We start from the raw sequence: 18153 nt of genomic DNA on the forward strand, positions 1-18153 counted from the left end.
AGAGCATGACTGACATGTTCCTCGAGAAGTTCCGCGCGCTGGTCCCAAAGTATCTCGAGGATGAATGGCAGGAAGAAGACGGGCTCACCTCCGGGGAACTGGACGAGGCCCTCGCCGACCACTCCTTCACCATCCCGCTGGTTCTGCGCGAGTTCTACCTCGCCCTCGGTGGCTGCGAAGACCTCATGGAGGCCTACCACTACTTCTGGGATCCCGAGGAACTCGAGGTGGATGACGAAGGCTTCCTCATGTTCCTGGAGGACGAAGAGGAACAATTCACCTGGGGCTTCCGCATTGCCGATGTCAGCATCCCGGACCCCATCGTGTGGCGCCGCAACAATGCCCGCGGCCAGTGGAAGAGCGAAGAAGGCACATTCTCCGAGTTCGTCTTCGACATGTTCGAGTGGGCGTTCAACGACGAAGACTAAGTTTTGGCTGGCAGCCCCTGCGCCCCCGTTTGGGGGTGTGGGGGCTGTTTTGTTTGGGCGGCCTGTGCGGCCACCACCCACTTTGAATTTGGAACTGCCCTGACACGCCGCTTCCGGGGTGTTTCGCCGGAAAATTGGGGTCAAAGTAGGTGGTTGCGGGACAAACTCACGACGACGGAACCCACGCAGGCGCGTACCTCGCCGGCGCGAAGCGGCCAACTTCCCTGTTGAACAGGACTGCCATGACTTCGGCGACCATCCTCTCCGGATGATGAACGACGTCCACGTAGTAGTAATGGAGGCTCAATAGCCCTCTGCGCATGCCTGCGTTGTTCCTATACTGATCCTTCTTGACCTGTTTTCCCTCAAGGTGCGTGCCGCCGTCGAGTTCAACGATCAGGCATTCGTTTACCAAGCAGTCCACCTCCCCTACGCCCGGGATGTCCACGTGCATCTGGACCCTAAGACCTGCGCGGGTGAAGTGGGTGTGCGCGAGTACTTCCAGGAGTGAGTCGGCCCGAGGCAGAACCAAGTCCAGGGTTTCCCGAACCTTGCCGTTCCTGTTGCCAGGAAGCTTTGATTCCAGGAAATCCTTGGAAAGGAGCGCCAAGCTGACCGCGCTCTGCACCATGACCAGCGCTTCGAGTTCAGGCAAACATCGGAGGGCGTGGATCAGGACATCGGCCACGCCCGCTATAGGCAGATACGAGTGGACTGGGTGCAGGCAGGCTCCGTGGTGGACTACACCCGCCTCGCTTGTCCCGTGCTGCAGCTGAGATGGAGAGCGCCTGCGCCCCCTAGTGTCCAGAGACCATAGAAGCGCCCTGCCGAGATGCAGGTAATTAAGCCGTCGGCTCGGAAGGCGGCAACGACGTCGGGGTCTGATGCCCGGGACATGTAGACGCCGCGATGAAGGCGATTGACTACTCCGTCCCTCACTGCCTTTGTGAGCATGCGGCGACTAAAACCCGCAGTCATCAGGGTGGACGTGGTTGCTACTCCACGCCGGCTTCGGAGGAAATTGTCGATGTCCATACAGCCATGCTGAGTTCTTCGTAGCCTCTGCAATGGGCGCGAAGTCCCCTATGTGGATAACTGCCGCGTACCTCCCCCACCTGATTTGGGGGCCCTGAGGTTGTGGCACACCCCAAATTCGGCGAGTCCTCCCTCCCGAAAATCCGAAGTTAGTGGTGGAGGACCGGCGCTTGGTTGTAAACCACTCTGCGGGACCGCGAAAACCATTGACTCGAAGAGTTGCATATGTGACAGGATTGTCATAAGCTATTTACGGATCCACTAAATGCCTCCGGTGGGTCTGATGCGAACGGAGATTGTGGTCCCGGTTCGGTGCAGCGTATGACTCGTAACGTTGCAGCGAGCCGGGGCCATTCCGTTTTTCCAGGGGACTAAAAGTTTGGGCGCGTACGGCCACCACCCACTTTGGTTCCACCGATGGCACAACACACCGCAACCACCGGCGTGTCACCACGCCCGCAGCCTCAAAGTGGGTGGTGAGGGTACACCAAGGCCCGGGCCCAAAATGCGCGGAACAACAAGCAGGCGCCCGGCCCACGAAGGTCCGGACGCCCGTCAAAAGGACGAAGCTAGCTGCTCCGATCCACCACTGCGTGCGCGAAGTTAGTCAGCGACGCCTTCACAACGCCCTCCGGCAGCGGCGCCAAGGCGGCAACGGCCTCGGCGGACCACTGGCGGGCGATCTTCCAGGATTCTGTGGTCACCGGGTGCTCGCGCAAACCAGCCACGGCGTCGGCAAGGGCGGCATCTGACGTCAAGTCCCCGTCCACAAGTTTCAAGAGCGCAGCCGCTGAGGAATCACCTGCAGCAGCATCGCGGCGCAGCAGCAGCACGGGCAGTGTGGGAACACCTTCGCGGAGGTCGGTGCCCGGGGACTTTCCTGACTTGACCTTAACGCCGGTGACATCGATGACGTCGTCGGCGAGCTGGAAGGCCACGCCAACCTTCTCGCCGTACTCAACCAGGAGGTCCTCGTACGCGGGATCGGCACCGGCGAAGATCGCGCCGAGTTGGCCGGAGGCTGCAACCAGGGATCCAGTTTTGTCGGCGATGACGGACAGGTAGTGCTCCACTGCGTCTTCGTCCTCGCGCGGGCCGACGGTTTCGTGGAGTTGGCCGAGGCAGAGGCGTTCGAAGGTCCGGGCCTGGATGCCGAGAGCACGGGAGCCGAGCTCTGAGACCAGGATGGAGGCCCGAGCAAAGATGAGGTCGCCGGTGAGGATGGCCACGGAGTTGCCCCACACTTCGTGGGCGGTCGGAGCGCCACGGCGGAACGGTGCAGAGTCCATGACGTCGTCGTGGTAGAGCGTTGCGAGGTGCGTCAGTTCAACCACGACTGCAGCCTGGACAACTTCAGGACGGGAAGCATCTCCAAGGTGCGCGCACAGCAGTGTGAGCAGCGGACGGATGCGCTTGCCGCCGGCTTCCACCAGGTGGCGCGACGTTGCGTCAGCCAGGGGGTCCGAGTTGGAGATGGCTTCGCGAAGCTTCTTTTCCACGCGGGCGAGGTTGGTGGTGATGGCTGGGCCGAGTTCGGCGTCGCCGGCGATGGCGGCAAAACCGGCGGGCAGCTGGAGGCCCGTTGCGATCGCGGTGGTGTTGGGGGCAGGCTCAACAGAGTCCGGCAGGCCGTGCCCGGCATGCGTCCAGCTGTGTTCGGCAGAGTTCGTCACGGCTTAACCCTAACTAGTTGTTGCGGAAACCGCGGTGTCGGAGTCTGCCGCCTTAAAAGGGCGGACAGAGGAAGTGTTGGACGTGGCCGGAACGAGCATCTCAAGGACGCGGATTACGCGGTCTTCGAAGCCCTTCGCGGACGGATCCGTGAGGTTGGCGAGCATACGCACCACAAAGCGCATCAACATCGGAATCGGCATACCCGTTCGCAGGGCAAGCTTCATCACGGCCGGCTTCCCGATCAAGGAAGCAAACATTCGACCCAAAGTGAAGTGCGATCCCCACTGGTCCCGCACATAGTCCGCGTACCGCGAAAGGTGGGCGTCGGCGTCGTCGGCGGTCCATCCGGCGGAGGCCGAACGTGAAGCAGCGTCAATCAGGAACTCAGCCGCGAACCGGGCAGACTCCATGGCGTAGGAGATGCCCTCGCCGTTGAACGGTGACACCATGCCGCCGGCGTCGCCCAGCAGGAGCAGCCCGGGCGAGTAGTGAGGCGTGCGGTTGAAGCCCATGGGCAGAGCGGCGCCGCGGATCTCCCCAACCTGGTTCTCAGGGGTAAAGCCCCAATCAGAGGGCATTCCAGCGGTCCATTCGCGCAGGACCTGCTTGTAGTCCAGCTTGCCGAATTCCTTGGAAGAGTTCAGGATGCCAAGGCCGACGTTGGACGTTCCGTCGCCGACGCCAAACACCCAGCCGTAGCCGGGCAGCGGTTTGCCCGACTTGCCAGGGAGCTCCAGCCAGCCTTCCATCCAGTCGTCTTCGTGCCTGGGGGATGTGAAGTAGGTGCGAACGGCGACACCCAGCGGGCGGTCGTCACGCTTGTGCATACCCAGCGACACGGCGGTTCGCGTGGAGTTACCGTCCGCGGCGAGTACGACGTCGGCATGGAAGTCGCGCGTTTCGCCCGTCTTGCGTCCGGACTCGTCAAGGATGGAGGCCCGTGCGCCGATGACGCGACCGTCGTCGGACTGCAAGGCTGAAGTGACGCTGTGGCGTTCAAGCACGACGGCGCCCGCGGACTGCGCGTGACGGGCCAACTCTTCGTCGAACCCCAGACGTGTCCGAATCAGTCCGTACGTGGGAAAGTCTGAAACCTCGGGCCACGGCAGCTCAATGGTACGGCCGCCTGCAATGAGTCGAAGCCCCTTGTTTCGGCGCCAGCCCTCGGACTCAGCATGCGGCAATCCGAGCTTCTGGATCTCACGGACGGCGCGGGGGGTCAGACCGTCGCCGCAAACTTTTTCGCGGGGAAAGGAAGTCTTTTCCAGCACTGTGACATCAATGCCGGCTTGGGCGAGGTAATAGGCCGCGGTGGACCCAGCGGGCCCCGCGCCAACAATCAGTACTTTCACGTCGTCCTAAATAAGTGGCACGTCAGCTGGGCTGGCTGCCGGACCGGCGCGGTTTGATCTGGCGGCGGAGCTTGGCCACGGGAACGCTTTCGCGGTGCTCGGCCGGCTTCTGTGCGCGGTGTACCGCGACGATGCCGCCGCTGAGGTTGCGGTAGGTGATGTCCGTCCAGCCTGCTTCGCTGAGCCACTGGGCCAGGTGGTCCTGGTCCGGCCAGGCGCGGATGGATTCGGCGAGGTACACGTACGCGTCCGGGTTGGAGGAGACCTTGGTGGCGATGGCCGGGAGGGCGCGCATCAGGTATTCGGTGTAGAGGTTGCGCCACAGCGGCACCACGGGGTGGGAGAACTCGGCGATGACCAGCCGGCCGCCCGGCTTGGTGACGCGCAGCATTTCCTCGAGCGCTTTGCGCGGTTCGACAACGTTCCGCAGGCCGAAGGAAATAGTGGAAGCGTCAAAGCTGTTGTCCGCGAACGGCAGGTTGGTGGCATCTCCGGCGATGAAGTCGATGTCCGGGCGGCGTCGTTTGCCCACTTTGAGCATGCCCAGGGAGAAGTCGCAGGCCACAACATTCACACCGGCATCGGCGTACGGTTCGCTGGAGGTGCCCGTTCCAGCGGCGAGGTCCAGGACCTTCTGGCCCACCTTCACATCCATGGCATCCACCACGATCCGGCGCCACCGACGCGTCTGCCCCATGGAGAGGACGTCATTCACGACGTCGTATTTAGGGGCGACATCGTCAAACATCGTCGCAACTTCGTCCGGACGCTTTTCCAAGGATGCTCGGTTCACCCTGCAATTGTCTCAGACATTCAGCCGACTTTGCTGCGCTGTAGAACTCGGCTCAGGTTCTGGTGGCACGCGGGAGTACTGTTGTTCCATCATGACGAGCACGCTCCGTACCTTGACAGTCCCCCTCGATGTCGAATCATCCTCCGGGGGGCTGCCGTCGTTTCTGGTCCGGGACGACGTCCTCTGCTGGTCACGCCGCGAAGCCGGCCTGGTGGGGTACGGCGAGCTCACACGGTTCAACGCCTCGGGCCCTGAGCGCTTCCTTGAGGCTGATATCTGGTGGCGGCACCTCATTCTTGAGGCCGAAATCACTGATCACGTGGAGATTCCAGGCACTGGCCCGGTTGCGTTCGGATCGTTCGCTTTTTCCAAGATGTCCCCGCACGTTTCCCGGCTGATCGTCCCTGAGATGGTGATTGGCATGCGCGACGGCCGCGCCTGGGCCACCCAACTAACGTTCGACGACGCCGAGCTCACCGAGGCGGGCGTCCTCGCCGCCCTGGACCGCTGGCTGACAAGCGCCGACCAATGCGAAGACGATGGTGAGGCCCTAGCGGCAGGACGGGCCGACGTCGGGCTGTCACCTGACGCTCTTTCGCCCAACGGTGCGGCTGGTTACCTCAGCCGCGGTTCCTTGAGCGAAATGGATTGGATGCAGGCCGTCTCCAACGGCGTGGCGGAAATCCGCACCGGCAAGCTGGAGAAACTTGTCCTGGCGCGCGACGTCGTAGCCAACCTTCCTGCCGGCGTGAACGCTGCGGAGGTGCTTCGCCAGCTGGCGGCACGGTACCGGGAATGCTGGACGTATGGTGTTGACGGTTTGGTGGGTGCGACACCTGAAATGCTGATTCAGGTGGAGGGTCGCACGGCCCAGGCCCGCGTGCTGGCCGGAACGTTGGATCGCCGCGACGCCGAAGGTGTAGACGGATCCCCCATGGCGTACGCCGAGCGGGTTCTGGCCGGATCTGAAAAGCAGCGCCACGAGCACGAAATCGCGATTGATTCGCTGACCCGCCAGCTGGCGCCGTTTTCCGAGGCGATGAACTCCCACAGCGAGCCCTTCATTCTGGAACTGCCCAATGTGTGGCATCTGGCCTCGGACGTCAAAGCTGAGCTTGCTGATATCGAAGGCCACGTGCCCACGTGCTTGGCCCTGATCAACGCGCTACATCCAACTGCAGCTGTCTGCGGAACGCCTACCTTGGTGGCCGGTGCGCTGATCCGAAAACTGGAGCACCTGGACCGTGGCCCCTATGCCGGGCCGGTGGGTTGGCTGGACGCTGCCGGCAATGGCGAATGGGGCATCGCTTTGCGCGGTGCGGTCATCGAGGACGCCAATACAGTGCGCCTTTACGCGGGCTGCGGGATCGTGGAGGGTTCACAGCCGGAGGCTGAGCTTGCCGAGACGTGGGCTAAATTCCGGCCAATGCTTGAGGCCCTGGGCATTCAGCGTTGAATCTGGGATCTCAGACTGGGACTCGCCGAGGGCGCTTGCATATTCGCTAAACTAGTTATCCAATAGTGAAACTTAGTTTCCTGTGATGCACATCTCAGGTTCGGCGCTACACTAAAACCGACTCAGTTCAGCATCCACTGCAACAAAAGGTAAAAAACATGCAGATCTCCCGTTCGGTTCTGTCCGGCACCAAGATGGCCGCCGTGCTCGCAGCAGGCGTCCTGGCCCTGACCGCCTGCGGTGGTGGCTCCTCCACCCCGGCAGCCTCGAGTGGATCGGGCCCCAAGCTCATCAACGCCGGCAAACTCACGGTGTGCTCGGATGTCCCCTACGAGCCCTTCGAGTTCCAGAAGGACGGCAAGATCGTCGGCTTCGACATGGACATCGCCAATGAACTGGCCAAGGACCTCAAGGCCGAACTCAACGTGGTGGACAGCTCCTTCGAAGCCATCGAGACCGGCACCGCACTGACTGGTTGCGACGTCTCCATCTCCTCAATCTCCATCACGGACACCCGCAAGAACGTCATGGACTTCTCCAACCCGTACCTTGACGACGACCTCACCCTCGTGGCCTCCTCGTCTTCCGGCATCAGCAACCTCGATGGCGCCAAGGGCAAGAAGGTGGGTGTCCAGCAGGCCACCACCGGCGCCCAGTACGCCAAGGACAAGGGAATCGACGCGCAGCAGTTCGAAGACTCCGGACTCCTGGTTCAGGCCCTCAAGGCGGGCACCATTGACGCCGCCGTCGGCAACCAGTCGGTTCTGGGTTACGCCATCAAGGACGACTCCAAGCTCAAGCGCGTCGAAGACTACGCAACGGGCGAAAAGCTCGGCATCTCCATCAAGAAGGGCAACACCGCCATGGCGGACGCCGTCAATGCCACGCTCAAGCGCCTCACTGATGACGGCTCCATGAAGAAGTTCGAGACGACCTGGTTCGGCGAAGCCACCAAGAAGTAGTCCGAGCCCCGGCTCCCAAGAATCACGCAGGCGGGCCCCGCAACGATCTGTTTAGGCAGTTCCGTTCGGGGCCCCACCTGCGCAACACGAATGTGAGAACACCATGGCAATGACTGCACGTCAACGAGCCAAAGTCAGTCTGTACGTCCAGGCCGGGATCTTCGTTGTGGCCGTGGCCGCAGTGATCCTCGCCGTGGATTGGAAGACCGTTGGAAACAGCGTCTTCAACTTCGCCAAAATTGGCCCGATGTTCCCCGACATCTTCCTCATCGGCCTCAAGAACACCCTCATCTATACGGCGCTTGCCTTCGTTGTGGGCCTCTCCGGTGGTCTGCTGCTCGCCCTGATGAAGCTCTCCTCCTTCCCGCTGTACCGCTGGCTCGCCACCGGATACATCGAGTTCTTCCGCGGCGTCCCCGCCCTGCTGGTGTTCATCGCCTTTGGCTACGGCGTGCCCCTGGCCTTCGGCGTTCAGTGGGACGTCAACATCGTGGTGATGGTCTCCCTCGGTATGGTGGCCTCCGCATACATCGCCGAAACCCTGCGCGCTGGCCTCCAAGCCGTTCCCAAGGGACAGATGGAAGCCGCCCGCTCACTTGGCATGCCCCACTGGCGCGCGATGGTCTCCATCGTCATTCCGCAGGCGTTCAAGATCGTCCTGCCGCCGTTGACCAACGAGATCATCCTGCTCACCAAGGACTCCTCGCTGATCTACGTCCTGGGCCTCACCGCGTCCCAGTATGAGCTGACCAAGTTTGGCCGCGACGGCATCTCCAGCCTCGGAGCCGGGCTGACCCCGTTGCTCGTGGCCGGCGCCTTCTACCTGGTCATCACCATCCCCTTGAGCCTCCTGGCACGGAAGTTCGAAAGCCGCTCCGCGCGGACGAAGCGATAGGCAGGACAGTCATGAACGACGTCGTCAACAACTCAGCGACCGTCCAGGCCGCGGGCGTGAACATCAAGGATCTGCGCAAGTCCTACGGAAGCAACGAGGTCCTCAAAGGAATCTCGCTGACCGTGAAACCCGGTCAGGTTGTCTGCCTGATCGGGCCTTCCGGCTCCGGAAAATCCACTCTCCTGCGCTGCGTGAACCTGCTTGAGCACCCGAATGCGGGCACCATCAACGTGGGCAAGTTCGAGGCAACCGATCCCGACGTAGACCTCAACCGCATGCGTCAAAGCGTTGGCATGGTGTTCCAGCACTTCAACCTGTTCCCCCACCTCAGCGTGCTGGACAACTGCACCATCTCCCAGATGAAGGTCCTCAAGCGGTCCAAGTCCGAAGCCGCCGAGGTAGCGCGTCGCAACCTGGAGCGCGTTGGCCTTGGACACTTGGCTGACCGTTTCCCGGACCAGCTCTCCGGTGGCCAGCAGCAGCGCGTAGCCATTGCACGCGCGCTGTCCATGGACCCGCAGCTGATGCTCTTCGACGAGCCAACCTCTGCCCTTGACCCGGAGACGGTGGGCGATGTCCTTGCCGTTATGCGCAAGCTGGCCCAGGAAGGCATGACCATGCTGGTTGTTACCCACGAGATGGGCTTTGCCCGCGAAGTGGCTGACCGTGTGGTCTTCATGGATGCCGGCGTCGTCGTGGAAGAGGGCCCGGCGGAACACGTCATCAGCGCTCCGACCCAGGCACGAACCAAGGAATTCCTGCGTCGCGTCCTGGACCCGACGCACATCGACGTCGTGGAGGACTAGGTCCTTTCGGCTCGCTGATTCTTGCGGTTTGCTGGACAGCTGGCGCCATGAAAACGGGAGGGTGACACCTACATATAGGTGTCACCCTCCCGTTTTGTGTCCGCTATGAATTTGGCTGGCGGCGGGAACCCTACTAGCCCGCCGTCAGGACCTTACCCACGGCACCGGAAACTGCTTCCTTGATGCGGGCATGAAGTCCCCGCAGGCCCGCCCGGTCAACGCGCACCTCCACAATGGTGCGTCCCTTCAGCGGCGACTTGAGCGCCTCCGCGAGTTCCGCCGTCGTGCTTACCGCCTGATGCCCGACGCCGTACGCGGCCGCGAGTGCCGCGATGTTTACGGAGTGTGGGGTGCTGAAGAGGCGTTCGACGGCGGTGCCGTAGGCCCCTGAGTCCTCCACCGCGCCGTGTTCGAGGAGGCTGAAGATGGCGCCGCCGGAGTCGTTAAGGACCACGATCCGAAGATCGGGAATGGGTTCGCCGTGGCCCAGAAGCAGTCCGCCGGCGTCGTGGAGGAAGGTGACGTCGCCCAGCAGAAGCGTGGTTTCGCGTCCGCTGCCGAGGGCAATTCCGGTGGCCGTGGCGATGGTGCCGTCGATGCCGGCAAGGCCCCGGTTGGCGTAGACGGTGGCGATGGGGTCGGGGTGCGGTTGGCCGGCGAGGTCGACGTCGCGGATGCCGTTGGAGGATCCGAGGACCAATTTGCCGCGCGAGTGCTCCCAGACAGTGGCTCCGACGGAAGGACCGTTGGCAGCCGATTCCCCGGCCAATATTCCGTCCAAGGCATGTTGGGCGGCAGCCCCGGCCAAGAGCCAGGAATCCAGCCAATCGCCTGAGCCCTGGCCGGCAAACCTGGCCAACTCAGGGAGGGTTTCGATGGGTGTCTCGCGGCGACGGCCCGCCTCGTACCAGGCCACGGGGACCGGCTGGTAGATGGCGGATTCGACGGTGGGACGAGCCAACAGCGCGGCCACCGGTCGGGAAAGGGTGGCCCTGCCGAACAGGACCACGCGCTCAATCGGTGTAGCCGAGTCCGGGCCGAAGTGCTCCAGCAGAACCCGGTATGGGCCCACGGCATTGGGGCCGAAACGCGCGTTGGATGAAGGTTCGGCAAGCAAAGGAAGGCCGTGCGCGCGTGCGAAGGCCTCGGCCACGGGACCGGCATCATGGCCTGCGAGAACCACGGTGCGTCGCTCGGCGAGCGCGTTCGAAGCCGCTGGGAGATCCAGTGCCTGGGGACCGGCGTCGTAATGGAACACGCTGTGACCAGCCGCAGTGGGAAGGGCATCGCCCGCGCTTGGAACCAACGGGTCGCGGAAGGCGAGATTCACCTGCACCGGGCCCGGCGGCGTGTCCTCGAGGGCACCGGTGGCGGCATACAGCGCAGTGGCAACTGCCCGTTGAGGGCTGTCCCCCGCGGCGACGTCGACGGCGAAGCGAACGTGATCGCCAAACAAGTCCAGTTGGGTTGTGGTCTGGTTCGCGCCGGTACCGTGAAGCTCCTCGGGCCTGTCCGCGGAGACGACCACCAGCGGCACAGCTGAGTGGTTGGCCTCCATCACGGCGGGCAGCAGATTCCCGACGGCGGTCCCCGAGGTTGTCAGGACGGCGGCGGGCGCTTCGGTTGCGAGGGCGAGACCCAATGCCGTGAACCCTGCATCCCGTTCGTCGATCCTGACATGGAGGAGAACTTTGCCCGCCGCTTCTGCCTCGGCGAGGGCGTAGGCCATGGGTGCAGAACGCGAACCCGGCGCCACCACCACGTGCCGCACACCACCGTCGAGCAATGCCGTAACGGCGATTCTGGCGGCGGCGATGGATGTCAGAGAGTCCTGGGAAGTCACCATTCCAGTCTATTGGCGTCCACCCGCCCCCAATCCTTCTCCCACATCCAACGGCCTTCCACGGGATCCTCTCGCACATCCAACCGGCTTCCACCGGATGCTCTCGCACATCCCACCGCCTTCCACCGGATCTTGTCGCACATCCAACCGGCTCCCACACGATGCTCTTCCACATCCAACCGGCCTCCACCGGATGCTCTCGCACATCCAACCGGCTTCCACGGGATCCTCTCGCACATCGTGGGCCACTAAAAGGACCGGCCCGAGCCCGTCGGAAGTGAAAGAACAACCGCCTAAAGGCCGCAGGAAATGATAGAACGATCGCCCAAACGCCGCAGGAAGTGACAGAGCGATCCCCGAAAGTCCGCGGGAAGTGAAAGAACGATCGCCCAAAAGCCGCAGGAAGTGAAAGAACATCCGTCCGAAAAGCCGCAGGAAGTGAAAGAACAACCGTCCAAAAGCCGCAGGAAGTGAAAGAACAACCGCCCAAAAGCCGCAGGATGTGAGAGAGCATCGGGAAGACAGAAGCGCTCCCCCACCCGTCGACCCGGGCGAGGGAGCGCTTCGTCGGCTACGTTACTTGCGGAAAACCTGGACGATCGACGGCCGTGGCGCCCGCACCGTACCGGCGGCAGGCGCGGCTCCAGCGTCCACGTAATCTGGGAAGAACGAGTGCTGGTCCGCGAACGTGCCTTCCTCGCCCGGGTGCTGGACCGCTACGAAAACGCTGCGCTCCTCGTCGTGGACGATCGGGCCACAGGTCTCGGCTTCGCGCGGGACTGCGAGGAACTGCTCCACCTTTCCGCGTTCGGGGCCTTCGAGGGTGACCTTGAACAGCCCGTCTGCGTAGCCGATGGTGGACGGTGCACCGTCGGTGGAGATCCAGAGGTTGCCTACGGAGTCGAAGGCCACGTTGTCCGGGCAGGAGATCGGGGAAACCTTGTTCGCCGGGAATCCGGAGAAGTACGTGGACGTGTTCTTGGCAGGGTCGCCAGCCACGAGCAGCAGGGTCCAGTTGAACTTGGTGCCAGTCTGATCCGGGCCCTCAGTGATTTCCACGATGTGGCCGTCACGGTTCAGCGTTCGGGGGTTGACCTCGGTGGCGCCTTCCTTGCCGGCCTTGCCGCGGTCCGAGTTGTTGGTGCAGGCCACGTAAACCTTGCCGGTGAGCAGGTTGGGCTGGACGTCTTCGCAGCGGTCCATCTTGGTTGGGCCCACTTTGTCAGCGGCAAGGCGGGTGTAGACAAGGACTTCAGCAACAGACATTCCGGGAACCGCCGAGACACCACCCACTACGAGGGGCAGCCACTCGCCGGTGCCATCGAAGGCGCCGTCGGCAGGAACCTTGCCAGTGCCATCAATTTCTGCCGCCGGGGAGTCACCGGTGAAGCGGGCAACGTACAGGTCACCTTCGGAGAGCAGGCTCATGTTGTTCTTGCGGGCATCCGCTGAGTCGCCGGGCTGGTATTTGCCCTTGGACACGAACTTGTAGAGGTAATCGAAGCGCTCGTCGTCACCCATGTACGCCACAACCTGGCCCGACGGAGCCACAATCACGTTGGCGCCTTCATGCTTGAAGCGGCCCATGGCGGAGTGCTTCTTCGGAGTGGAGGTGGGGTCGAACGGGTCAACTTCCACGATCCAGCCGAAGCGGTTGGTCTCGTTGGCGTAGCCGGCGTTGCGCGTGTCGAAGCGGTGCTCGTCCAGTTCCCATTGACGCGTGGTCGGCTTCGCAGAAATGCCGTAGCGCTTGTCGCTGTCGCTGGTGCCGGGGGCGGCAAAATAGCCGTTGAAGTTCTCTTCGCCGGAAAGGATGGTTCCCCACGGAGTGGTTCCGCCGGAGCAGTTGCCCAAGGTTCCCTTGATCCAGCGGCCCTCCGGGTCATCGATTGTCTTGACCAGGTTGGTGCCTGCAGCAGCGCCGGTCAGCTCATAGACGGTGTCCGTGAGGAAGCGCCGATTCAGGGGTGCACCCTGAACGTAGCTCCAGGGCTGGTTCTTGTTCTTGCGCTCCAACTCCACCACCGTCAGGCCGTGACCGGCTCGACCAATGGCACGGGTTTCAGCGGCGTCAAAACCTGCCGGCAGCATGATGTTCTCGTTGGTGTATTCATGATTCGTGAACAAGACGGCTCGGCGGTCCTTGGACCCGGGAACCGGGACGATGTCCGTGTAGTCGTTGTTGTAGCCGAATTGGCGTGCTTGGCCAGCAGCCGTCTGCGCGTTGAGGTTGAAGGCCGGCGAATCGGCGAAAAGGGGGTCACCCCAGCGGATGATCGGCTTCCAGTCGAACCCCTCTGGAACTGTGAAAGCGTCAACAGCGGCGTCAACAGGCTTGATTGCCGTGAACTGGAGCTTGGACTTCCCGAAGCCCTTCTTGGCTGCGTCCGACAAACCGTTGCCGGCATCGGCAACCGCAGAGTCGGCACCAGTCACTGCACTACCAAGAACGACGGCGAGCGCACCGGCGGCGCCAAGCCCCAGGGCGGCGCGGCGGCTCATGGCCGTTGAGGCGATGTCGCGGAAGTAGCCGTTGGAGCTGGTGTTGCAAACATCGCCGGCACAGGCGTTGTCGCACTTGAGAGCGCACGTGACCGCGCTGCGCTTGCCTTTGGTGTGGCCGAACATGGGCAGCAGTGGGAATGTGCGTCCAGTGGTATCAGACATGAGGGGACCTTCCAGAGAATGTACGAGGTTCCCGCTGAGCCTTTCAGCGCAATCGGAATCCGAGAGGACTCTCTGGTTAAGTTTCGGTGAACAGGTCTTCTTGGGAGGACGCGAGCGCCGAATGTACGCGTCTGAGCCTCTCTAACCACCAGTCCCGACGTTCCCCCGGAGCCGCATAGTGCTCCAGCAGCCCAGGATCGGCGACGGCCTCGCGAAGGCGGATGGCGCCGTCGTCGGCTACCAAGGGATCCAGTGTGATGTCCGAGGCGAAGAGCGAAACGGTGCCAAGCCCGCAGGCGTATGGCAGCGAGGGCAGCGCGGCTGCGAGCGCCAGACCGCCGCGGATTCCGATGGAGGTATCCAGGGCGGAGCTGACGACGGCGGGAAGGCCGGCCTGGGCGACGATGTCCAGGGCGCGTGCCACTCCCCCGAGCGGCGCTACCTTGACGACGATCAGGTCTGCAGCCCCCGCCCTGGCAACGCGAAGGGGGTCGGCCTCTTTCCGGACGCTTTCATCGGCGGCTATCAGGACGGGTGTTCCCGCGGCGGCAAGGCGACGGCGCACCTCAGCCAGACCCTCAATGTCCGGCACGGGTTGCTCTGCATATTCAAGTGCGACAACTGACAGTTTGCCCAATGCCTCTACAGCCTGATCAACATCCCAACCCCCGTTCGCATCGACGCGGATGGCTGCGTCGGGAAGGGCGTCGCGCACGGCGGTGACCCTTGCGAGGTCGTCGGCAAGAGATTGCCCACGCTCAGCAACTTTGATCTTGACGGCATCCACTCGGCCGAACCGAGCAAGTACTTCCGGCACACGCTCCGCAGGGACTGCGGGAACGGTGGCGTTCACGGGAATGCTCTCCCGAAGAACTGGAGGGAACCCAGTCCAGCCTGCTTCCAAGGCGGCAGAGAGCCAACGCGAGGATTCGTCGTCGTCGTATTCCGGAAAGGGGCAGAATTCACCCCAACCCAGAGGCCCTTTCAAGAGAAGTGTTTCCCGCTCCATGATGCCGCGGAACTTCACGCGCATGGGCAGTGAAACAACGTGGGCATTATCGAGGAGTTCTTCGAGCGGCGGCACATCAGGAAGGCGAGCGGGCATATTGCCACTGTACCGGCGGCTCCTCACGCCTAAGGCACGTCAATTGGGCTATGTGGACAACTGGATCAGGGAGCTTTTGGCGGCCGCGGACTCTTCCACGGCAGCGAGGATGTGCTGGACGTTGAGGCCCTCTTCGAATGATGGCGAGGGCTGGTTTCCGTCCCGAATGGCAAGGAGGAAGTCCCGGATTTGGTGGGTAAAAGTGTGTTCCCAGCCGATGATGTGGCCTTGGGGCCACCACGCACCCATGTAGGGATGTTCGGGTTCGTTGACGAGGATCCGTCGGAAGCCTTGCTCTCTGATGGGAGAGGTCGCGTCCAGGAAACCGAGCTCGTTCAGGTTCTCGAGATCAAAGGTCAATGATCCGGATGAGCCGAAAACTTCGATTCGAAGGCTGTTCTTCCTGCCTGTGGCAACCCGGGATGCTTCGATCGAGGCGCCGACGTTTCCTGTGAGGCCAAGGGTTGCCCAGACAGCGTCGTCCACCGTCACCTCCTCCATTCCGTCGGGACCGGGGCGCGCGGCGACAAAGGTCCGCAACGTGCCAGTGACCTCCGTGATGGTTTGACCGGTGAGGAACAGCACCTGGTCGATTGCGTGGGAGGCGATGTCACCCAAAGCCCCGGAACCAGCCATTTCCTTCCGCAAACGCCAGGTCATGGGTGATTTAGCGTCGGCGAGCCAATCCTGGAGGTATGCGGCGCGGACGTGACGGACTGTACCCAATCGTCCCTCGGCGATCAGTTCGCGGGCCAACGCCAAGGCCGGAACGCGACGGTAGTTGAACCCGATCATGGACTGCACGCCCTTTCCCCGAGCGATACCGGCGGCTGCGGTCATGGCTTCGGCTTCAGCCAAGGTATTGGCCAGGGGTTTCTCCACGAGGACATGCTTGCCGGCTTCCAGTGCGGCGATGGCGATTTCAGCGTGCATCCAGCCAGGGGCGCAGATATCGACGATGTGGATGTCGTCGCGTTCAATGACGGACCGCCAGTCGGTGGCGGACTCAGTCCAACCGTACTTGGCGGCGGCCTCGGCTACCAGGGAGGCGTCGCGGCCAACCAGGACCTTCTGCTCAAAGGCCGGGACGTCGAAAAAGCTTGCTACGTTCCGCCATGCATTTGAATGGACCTTGCCCATGAAGGCGTAACCAATCATGGCCACGCCCAAGGGACGGTTCTGTTCCCGCTCGAAGCTTGGTTTCGGGGATTTCAAGGCGGTCTCCTACAGTGTTTGGGCCGACGGGTCCCAGTCCTCCGGGAGGGCAACGGAGGCTGGTGCAAAGCTTTCGACGTCGATGAAAGCGCCGGATTCGATTGATTCGTTGATGGAGACCATCGCGTCCAGGACGTGGTAGGCGAGGTTCCCGGTGGCCCGGTGTGGGACGCCTGAGCGGATGGAACGGGCCATGTCCAGCACTCCCAAACCGCGGCCATCTGAAGGGCCGGTAGCCGGAATCGTGGTCCAGTCCTCGTCCCCGGCCTTCCAGATACGGACGTCACCGTCGAATTCGTTGGGATCAGGAAGGGAAATGGTGGCCTCCGTCCCTGTGATCTCCACGAATCCCATCCGCTCACGTGGTGATTCGAAGCTGAAGACGCTGTGGGAGGACGCACCGTTGTCGAACTGGGCCATGGCGAAGACGTGCGTGGGTACGTCGACGGCGAACTCCTCCCCTGCCCTTGGTCCGGACCCGATCACGCGCATCTCCTTGGCTTTTGAGCCGAGGGCAGCAACTCGCCGGACAGACCCGAAGGTCTGAACGAGGGCGGTGAGATAGTAAGGGCCCATGTCGAACAGCGGTCCGGCGCCGTACTGGAACAGGAAGCCAGGGTTGGGGTGCCAGGATTCCGGGCCAGGTGTCTGGAAAGTGGTCATGGCCGTGAGGGGCGTTCCGATATCCCCGCGCTCAATAACCCGCCGCGCCGTCTGCAGCCCGGCGCCCAGGAACGTATCGGGCGCGCAACCCAGACGAATACCTGCTGCGTCGGCTGCCTTCAGCAGGCCAAGCCCAGATTCCCGGTCCAACGAAAACGGCTTTTCGGTCCAGACGTGTTTTCCGGCCAGGACCGCAGCAGTCGCAACTTCCACATGCGCGGCCGGGATGGTCAGGTTCACTACGATTTCGACGTCGGGATGGTTCAGCGCCGCTTCGACCCCACCCCACTCGGGGATGCCGTACTCCGTGGCCCGCGATTTGGCCGCATCCTCGAACAGGTCCGCAATGATGTGGACTTTCAGGTCAGGGAAGCCTGTGAGGTTGTCCAGGTACTGTTTGCTGATGTTGCCGGCGCCGATGACGGCGACCCCGACCGGCCCGTTGCCGGTGGCGATTAGGCCGTTCATGCCGGCTCTCCTGCGTTTACTGCTGCATTCTCCAGATACCTCAAGCTCTGGCTGATGCCTTCGAAGATGTCCCCTGCGTAGTCGTCGAACTCAACGACGCCCACTTCGAGGGACTTGGCTGCCGCAATGACGTCCAGGACAGCGATCCGGCCCTGGCCAGCGGGTTGCTGTGCTTTGGTGTCGGCAGTTATCGGGCCGTCCTTGATATGGATGAACTTCACCCGCTCACCGAGCCGCCGGAGGAGGGCTTCGGGATCCTGGCCTCCCACGGCCGCCCAGTAAACATCCACCTCCAGAACAACCTCCGGATCCAGCAGCCGGGCGAAATACTCAAGCGCCGGCTTGCCCTCTATCACCGACTCCAGTTCCCACTCGTGGTTGTGATACCCCACCCGAATTCCATACGCGGCGCCCTTCTTCGCCGCGGCATTGAGCTTTTCAGCCGTGGCCTGGATGTCCTCGGCCTTTTGCCAATGCTCTGCCGGCAGGAAAGGGTCGATCACCGTAGTGATGCCCAGTTCCTTCGCAGCCGCAAAGATTTTGTCCTGATCCTGACTCATCAGCGGTGCATGGCCAGAAGGCGCCGACAAGCCGTGCTCGGCCAGTGCAGCACCGAGCTCCTTGGCTGTGTCCACGAAGTCGTAGGGCTCCACTTGGGTGAAGCCGATCTCAGCGACCCTGCGGATGGAACCCGGGAGATCATCCTCCATCGCCTTGCGAAGGGTGAACAGCTGAATTGAATATGGCATTTCTTTCCTTGGAGGTTGGGCTTGGTGGCAAGAGGGGATCTC

16 protein-coding genes are annotated in these 18153 nt (G+C 62.7%); 5 read left to right on the forward strand and 11 right to left on the reverse strand.

Going from position 1 to position 18153, the window contains the following annotated elements; genetic code table 11:
• Nucleotides 1–5: 5 nt before the first annotated feature.
• Complete coding sequence (locus AB4Z15_RS05850) at nt 6–428, forward strand: hypothetical protein (protein ID WP_442016491.1); 423 nt, start codon at nt 6–8, stop codon at nt 426–428.
• A gap of 166 nt (nt 429–594) precedes the next feature.
• Here AB4Z15_RS05850 and AB4Z15_RS05855 read toward each other — a convergent pair whose 3' ends face one another.
• From AB4Z15_RS05855 to AB4Z15_RS05875, 5 genes are all read right to left on the reverse strand, one after another.
• Nucleotides 595–1116 carry an endonuclease domain-containing protein gene (locus AB4Z15_RS05855; RefSeq protein WP_442016492.1) on the reverse strand — a complete coding sequence of 174 codons (522 nt, stop codon included), beginning with the start codon at nt 1114–1116 and terminating at the stop codon, nt 595–597.
• A gap of 53 nt (nt 1117–1169) precedes the next feature.
• On the reverse strand, nt 1170–1463 hold the full coding sequence (locus AB4Z15_RS05860) for a type IV toxin-antitoxin system AbiEi family antitoxin domain-containing protein (protein ID WP_442016493.1): 294 nt from the start codon (nt 1461–1463) through the stop codon (nt 1170–1172).
• 569 nt (nt 1464–2032) lie between these two features.
• Nucleotides 2033–3136 (reverse strand): polyprenyl synthetase family protein, encoded by a 1104-nt coding sequence (locus tag AB4Z15_RS05865; RefSeq protein ID WP_431116084.1) that lies wholly within the window; start codon nt 3134–3136, stop codon nt 2033–2035.
• 9 nt (nt 3137–3145) lie between these two features.
• On the reverse strand, nt 3146–4489 hold the full coding sequence (locus AB4Z15_RS05870; RefSeq protein ID WP_442016494.1) for a geranylgeranyl reductase family protein: 1344 nt from the start codon (nt 4487–4489) through the stop codon (nt 3146–3148).
• A gap of 22 nt (nt 4490–4511) precedes the next feature.
• Complete coding sequence (locus AB4Z15_RS05875) at nt 4512–5282, reverse strand: demethylmenaquinone methyltransferase (RefSeq protein ID WP_431116086.1); 771 nt, start codon at nt 5280–5282, stop codon at nt 4512–4514.
• A gap of 91 nt (nt 5283–5373) precedes the next feature.
• Here AB4Z15_RS05875 and AB4Z15_RS05880 point away from each other — a divergent pair, with 91 nt between their 5' ends.
• The 4 genes from AB4Z15_RS05880 to AB4Z15_RS05895 all read left to right on the forward strand — a co-directional run bounded on the left by AB4Z15_RS05880 (nt 5374) and on the right by AB4Z15_RS05895 (nt 9401).
• On the forward strand, nt 5374–6738 hold the full coding sequence (locus AB4Z15_RS05880; RefSeq protein WP_442016495.1) for an isochorismate synthase: 1365 nt from the start codon (nt 5374–5376) through the stop codon (nt 6736–6738).
• A gap of 158 nt (nt 6739–6896) precedes the next feature.
• On the forward strand, nt 6897–7700 hold the full coding sequence (locus tag AB4Z15_RS05885; protein WP_442016496.1) for an ABC transporter substrate-binding protein: 804 nt from the start codon (nt 6897–6899) through the stop codon (nt 7698–7700).
• Nucleotides 7701–7803: 103 nt separating this feature from the next.
• The gene (locus AB4Z15_RS05890) at nt 7804–8595 is read left to right on the forward strand and encodes an amino acid ABC transporter permease (RefSeq protein ID WP_223934202.1); all 792 of its coding nucleotides are present in this window, start codon (nt 7804–7806) and stop codon (nt 8593–8595) included.
• 11 nt (nt 8596–8606) lie between these two features.
• Nucleotides 8607–9401, forward strand: coding sequence for an amino acid ABC transporter ATP-binding protein (locus AB4Z15_RS05895; protein ID WP_442016497.1), 795 nt, complete (start codon nt 8607–8609; stop codon nt 9399–9401).
• 133 nt (nt 9402–9534) lie between these two features.
• Here AB4Z15_RS05895 and menD read toward each other — a convergent pair whose 3' ends face one another.
• From menD to AB4Z15_RS05925, 6 genes are all read right to left on the reverse strand, one after another.
• Nucleotides 9535–11247, reverse strand: a complete 1713-nt coding sequence (gene menD / locus AB4Z15_RS05900; RefSeq protein WP_442016498.1) for a 2-succinyl-5-enolpyruvyl-6-hydroxy-3-cyclohexene-1-carboxylic-acid synthase — start codon at nt 11245–11247, stop codon at nt 9535–9537.
• Between the two features lie 573 nt (nt 11248–11820).
• Complete coding sequence (locus AB4Z15_RS05905) at nt 11821–13911, reverse strand: PhoX family protein (protein ID WP_442016499.1); 2091 nt, start codon at nt 13909–13911, stop codon at nt 11821–11823.
• Nucleotides 13912–13987: 76 nt separating this feature from the next.
• Complete coding sequence (locus tag AB4Z15_RS05910; RefSeq protein WP_442016500.1) at nt 13988–15016, reverse strand: o-succinylbenzoate synthase; 1029 nt, start codon at nt 15014–15016, stop codon at nt 13988–13990.
• A 48-nt stretch (nt 15017–15064) separates the two neighbouring features.
• Nucleotides 15065–16174, reverse strand: coding sequence for a Gfo/Idh/MocA family protein (locus AB4Z15_RS05915; protein WP_442016662.1), 1110 nt, complete (start codon nt 16172–16174; stop codon nt 15065–15067).
• A 66-nt stretch (nt 16175–16240) separates the two neighbouring features.
• Nucleotides 16241–17362: a Gfo/Idh/MocA family protein gene (locus tag AB4Z15_RS05920; RefSeq protein ID WP_442016501.1), complete on the reverse strand. Its 1122-nt coding sequence runs from the start codon at nt 17360–17362 to the stop codon at nt 16241–16243.
• Nucleotides 17359–18111, reverse strand: a complete 753-nt coding sequence (locus AB4Z15_RS05925) for a sugar phosphate isomerase/epimerase family protein (protein WP_442016502.1) — start codon at nt 18109–18111, stop codon at nt 17359–17361. The genes AB4Z15_RS05920 and AB4Z15_RS05925 overlap by 4 nt, the downstream gene beginning before the upstream one ends.
• Between the last annotated feature and the right edge of the window lie 42 nt (nt 18112–18153).

It is taken from the genome of Paenarthrobacter sp. 2TAF44 (assembly GCF_052114885.1).
Taxonomy (GTDB): domain Bacteria; phylum Actinomycetota; class Actinomycetes; order Actinomycetales; family Micrococcaceae; genus Arthrobacter.

What these genes read in the sequence shown, in the direction of transcription:
- AB4Z15_RS05920 (WP_442016501.1), bottom strand. Translation starts at nt 17,362, where the DNA reads ATGAACGGCCTAATCGCCACCGGCAACGGGCCGGTCGGGGTCGCCGTC.
- AB4Z15_RS05860 (WP_442016493.1), bottom strand. Translation starts at nt 1,463, where the DNA reads ATGGACATCGACAATTTCCTCCGAAGCCGGCGTGGAGTAGCAACCACG.
- AB4Z15_RS05850 (WP_442016491.1), top strand. Translation starts at nt 6, where the DNA reads ATGACTGACATGTTCCTCGAGAAGTTCCGCGCGCTGGTCCCAAAGTAT.
- AB4Z15_RS05885 (WP_442016496.1), top strand. Translation starts at nt 6,897, where the DNA reads ATGCAGATCTCCCGTTCGGTTCTGTCCGGCACCAAGATGGCCGCCGTG.
- AB4Z15_RS05880 (WP_442016495.1), top strand. Translation starts at nt 5,374, where the DNA reads ATGACGAGCACGCTCCGTACCTTGACAGTCCCCCTCGATGTCGAATCA.
- AB4Z15_RS05915 (WP_442016662.1), bottom strand. Translation starts at nt 16,174, where the DNA reads ATGATTGGTTACGCCTTCATGGGCAAGGTCCATTCAAATGCATGGCGG.
- AB4Z15_RS05925 (WP_442016502.1), bottom strand. Translation starts at nt 18,111, where the DNA reads ATGCCATATTCAATTCAGCTGTTCACCCTTCGCAAGGCGATGGAGGAT.
- AB4Z15_RS05905 (WP_442016499.1), bottom strand. Translation starts at nt 13,911, where the DNA reads ATGTCTGATACCACTGGACGCACATTCCCACTGCTGCCCATGTTCGGC.
- AB4Z15_RS05910 (WP_442016500.1), bottom strand. Translation starts at nt 15,016, where the DNA reads ATGCCCGCTCGCCTTCCTGATGTGCCGCCGCTCGAAGAACTCCTCGAT.
- menD (WP_442016498.1), bottom strand. Translation starts at nt 11,247, where the DNA reads ATGGTGACTTCCCAGGACTCTCTGACATCCATCGCCGCCGCCAGAATC.
- AB4Z15_RS05895 (WP_442016497.1), top strand. Translation starts at nt 8,607, where the DNA reads ATGAACGACGTCGTCAACAACTCAGCGACCGTCCAGGCCGCGGGCGTG.
- AB4Z15_RS05890 (WP_223934202.1), top strand. Translation starts at nt 7,804, where the DNA reads ATGGCAATGACTGCACGTCAACGAGCCAAAGTCAGTCTGTACGTCCAG.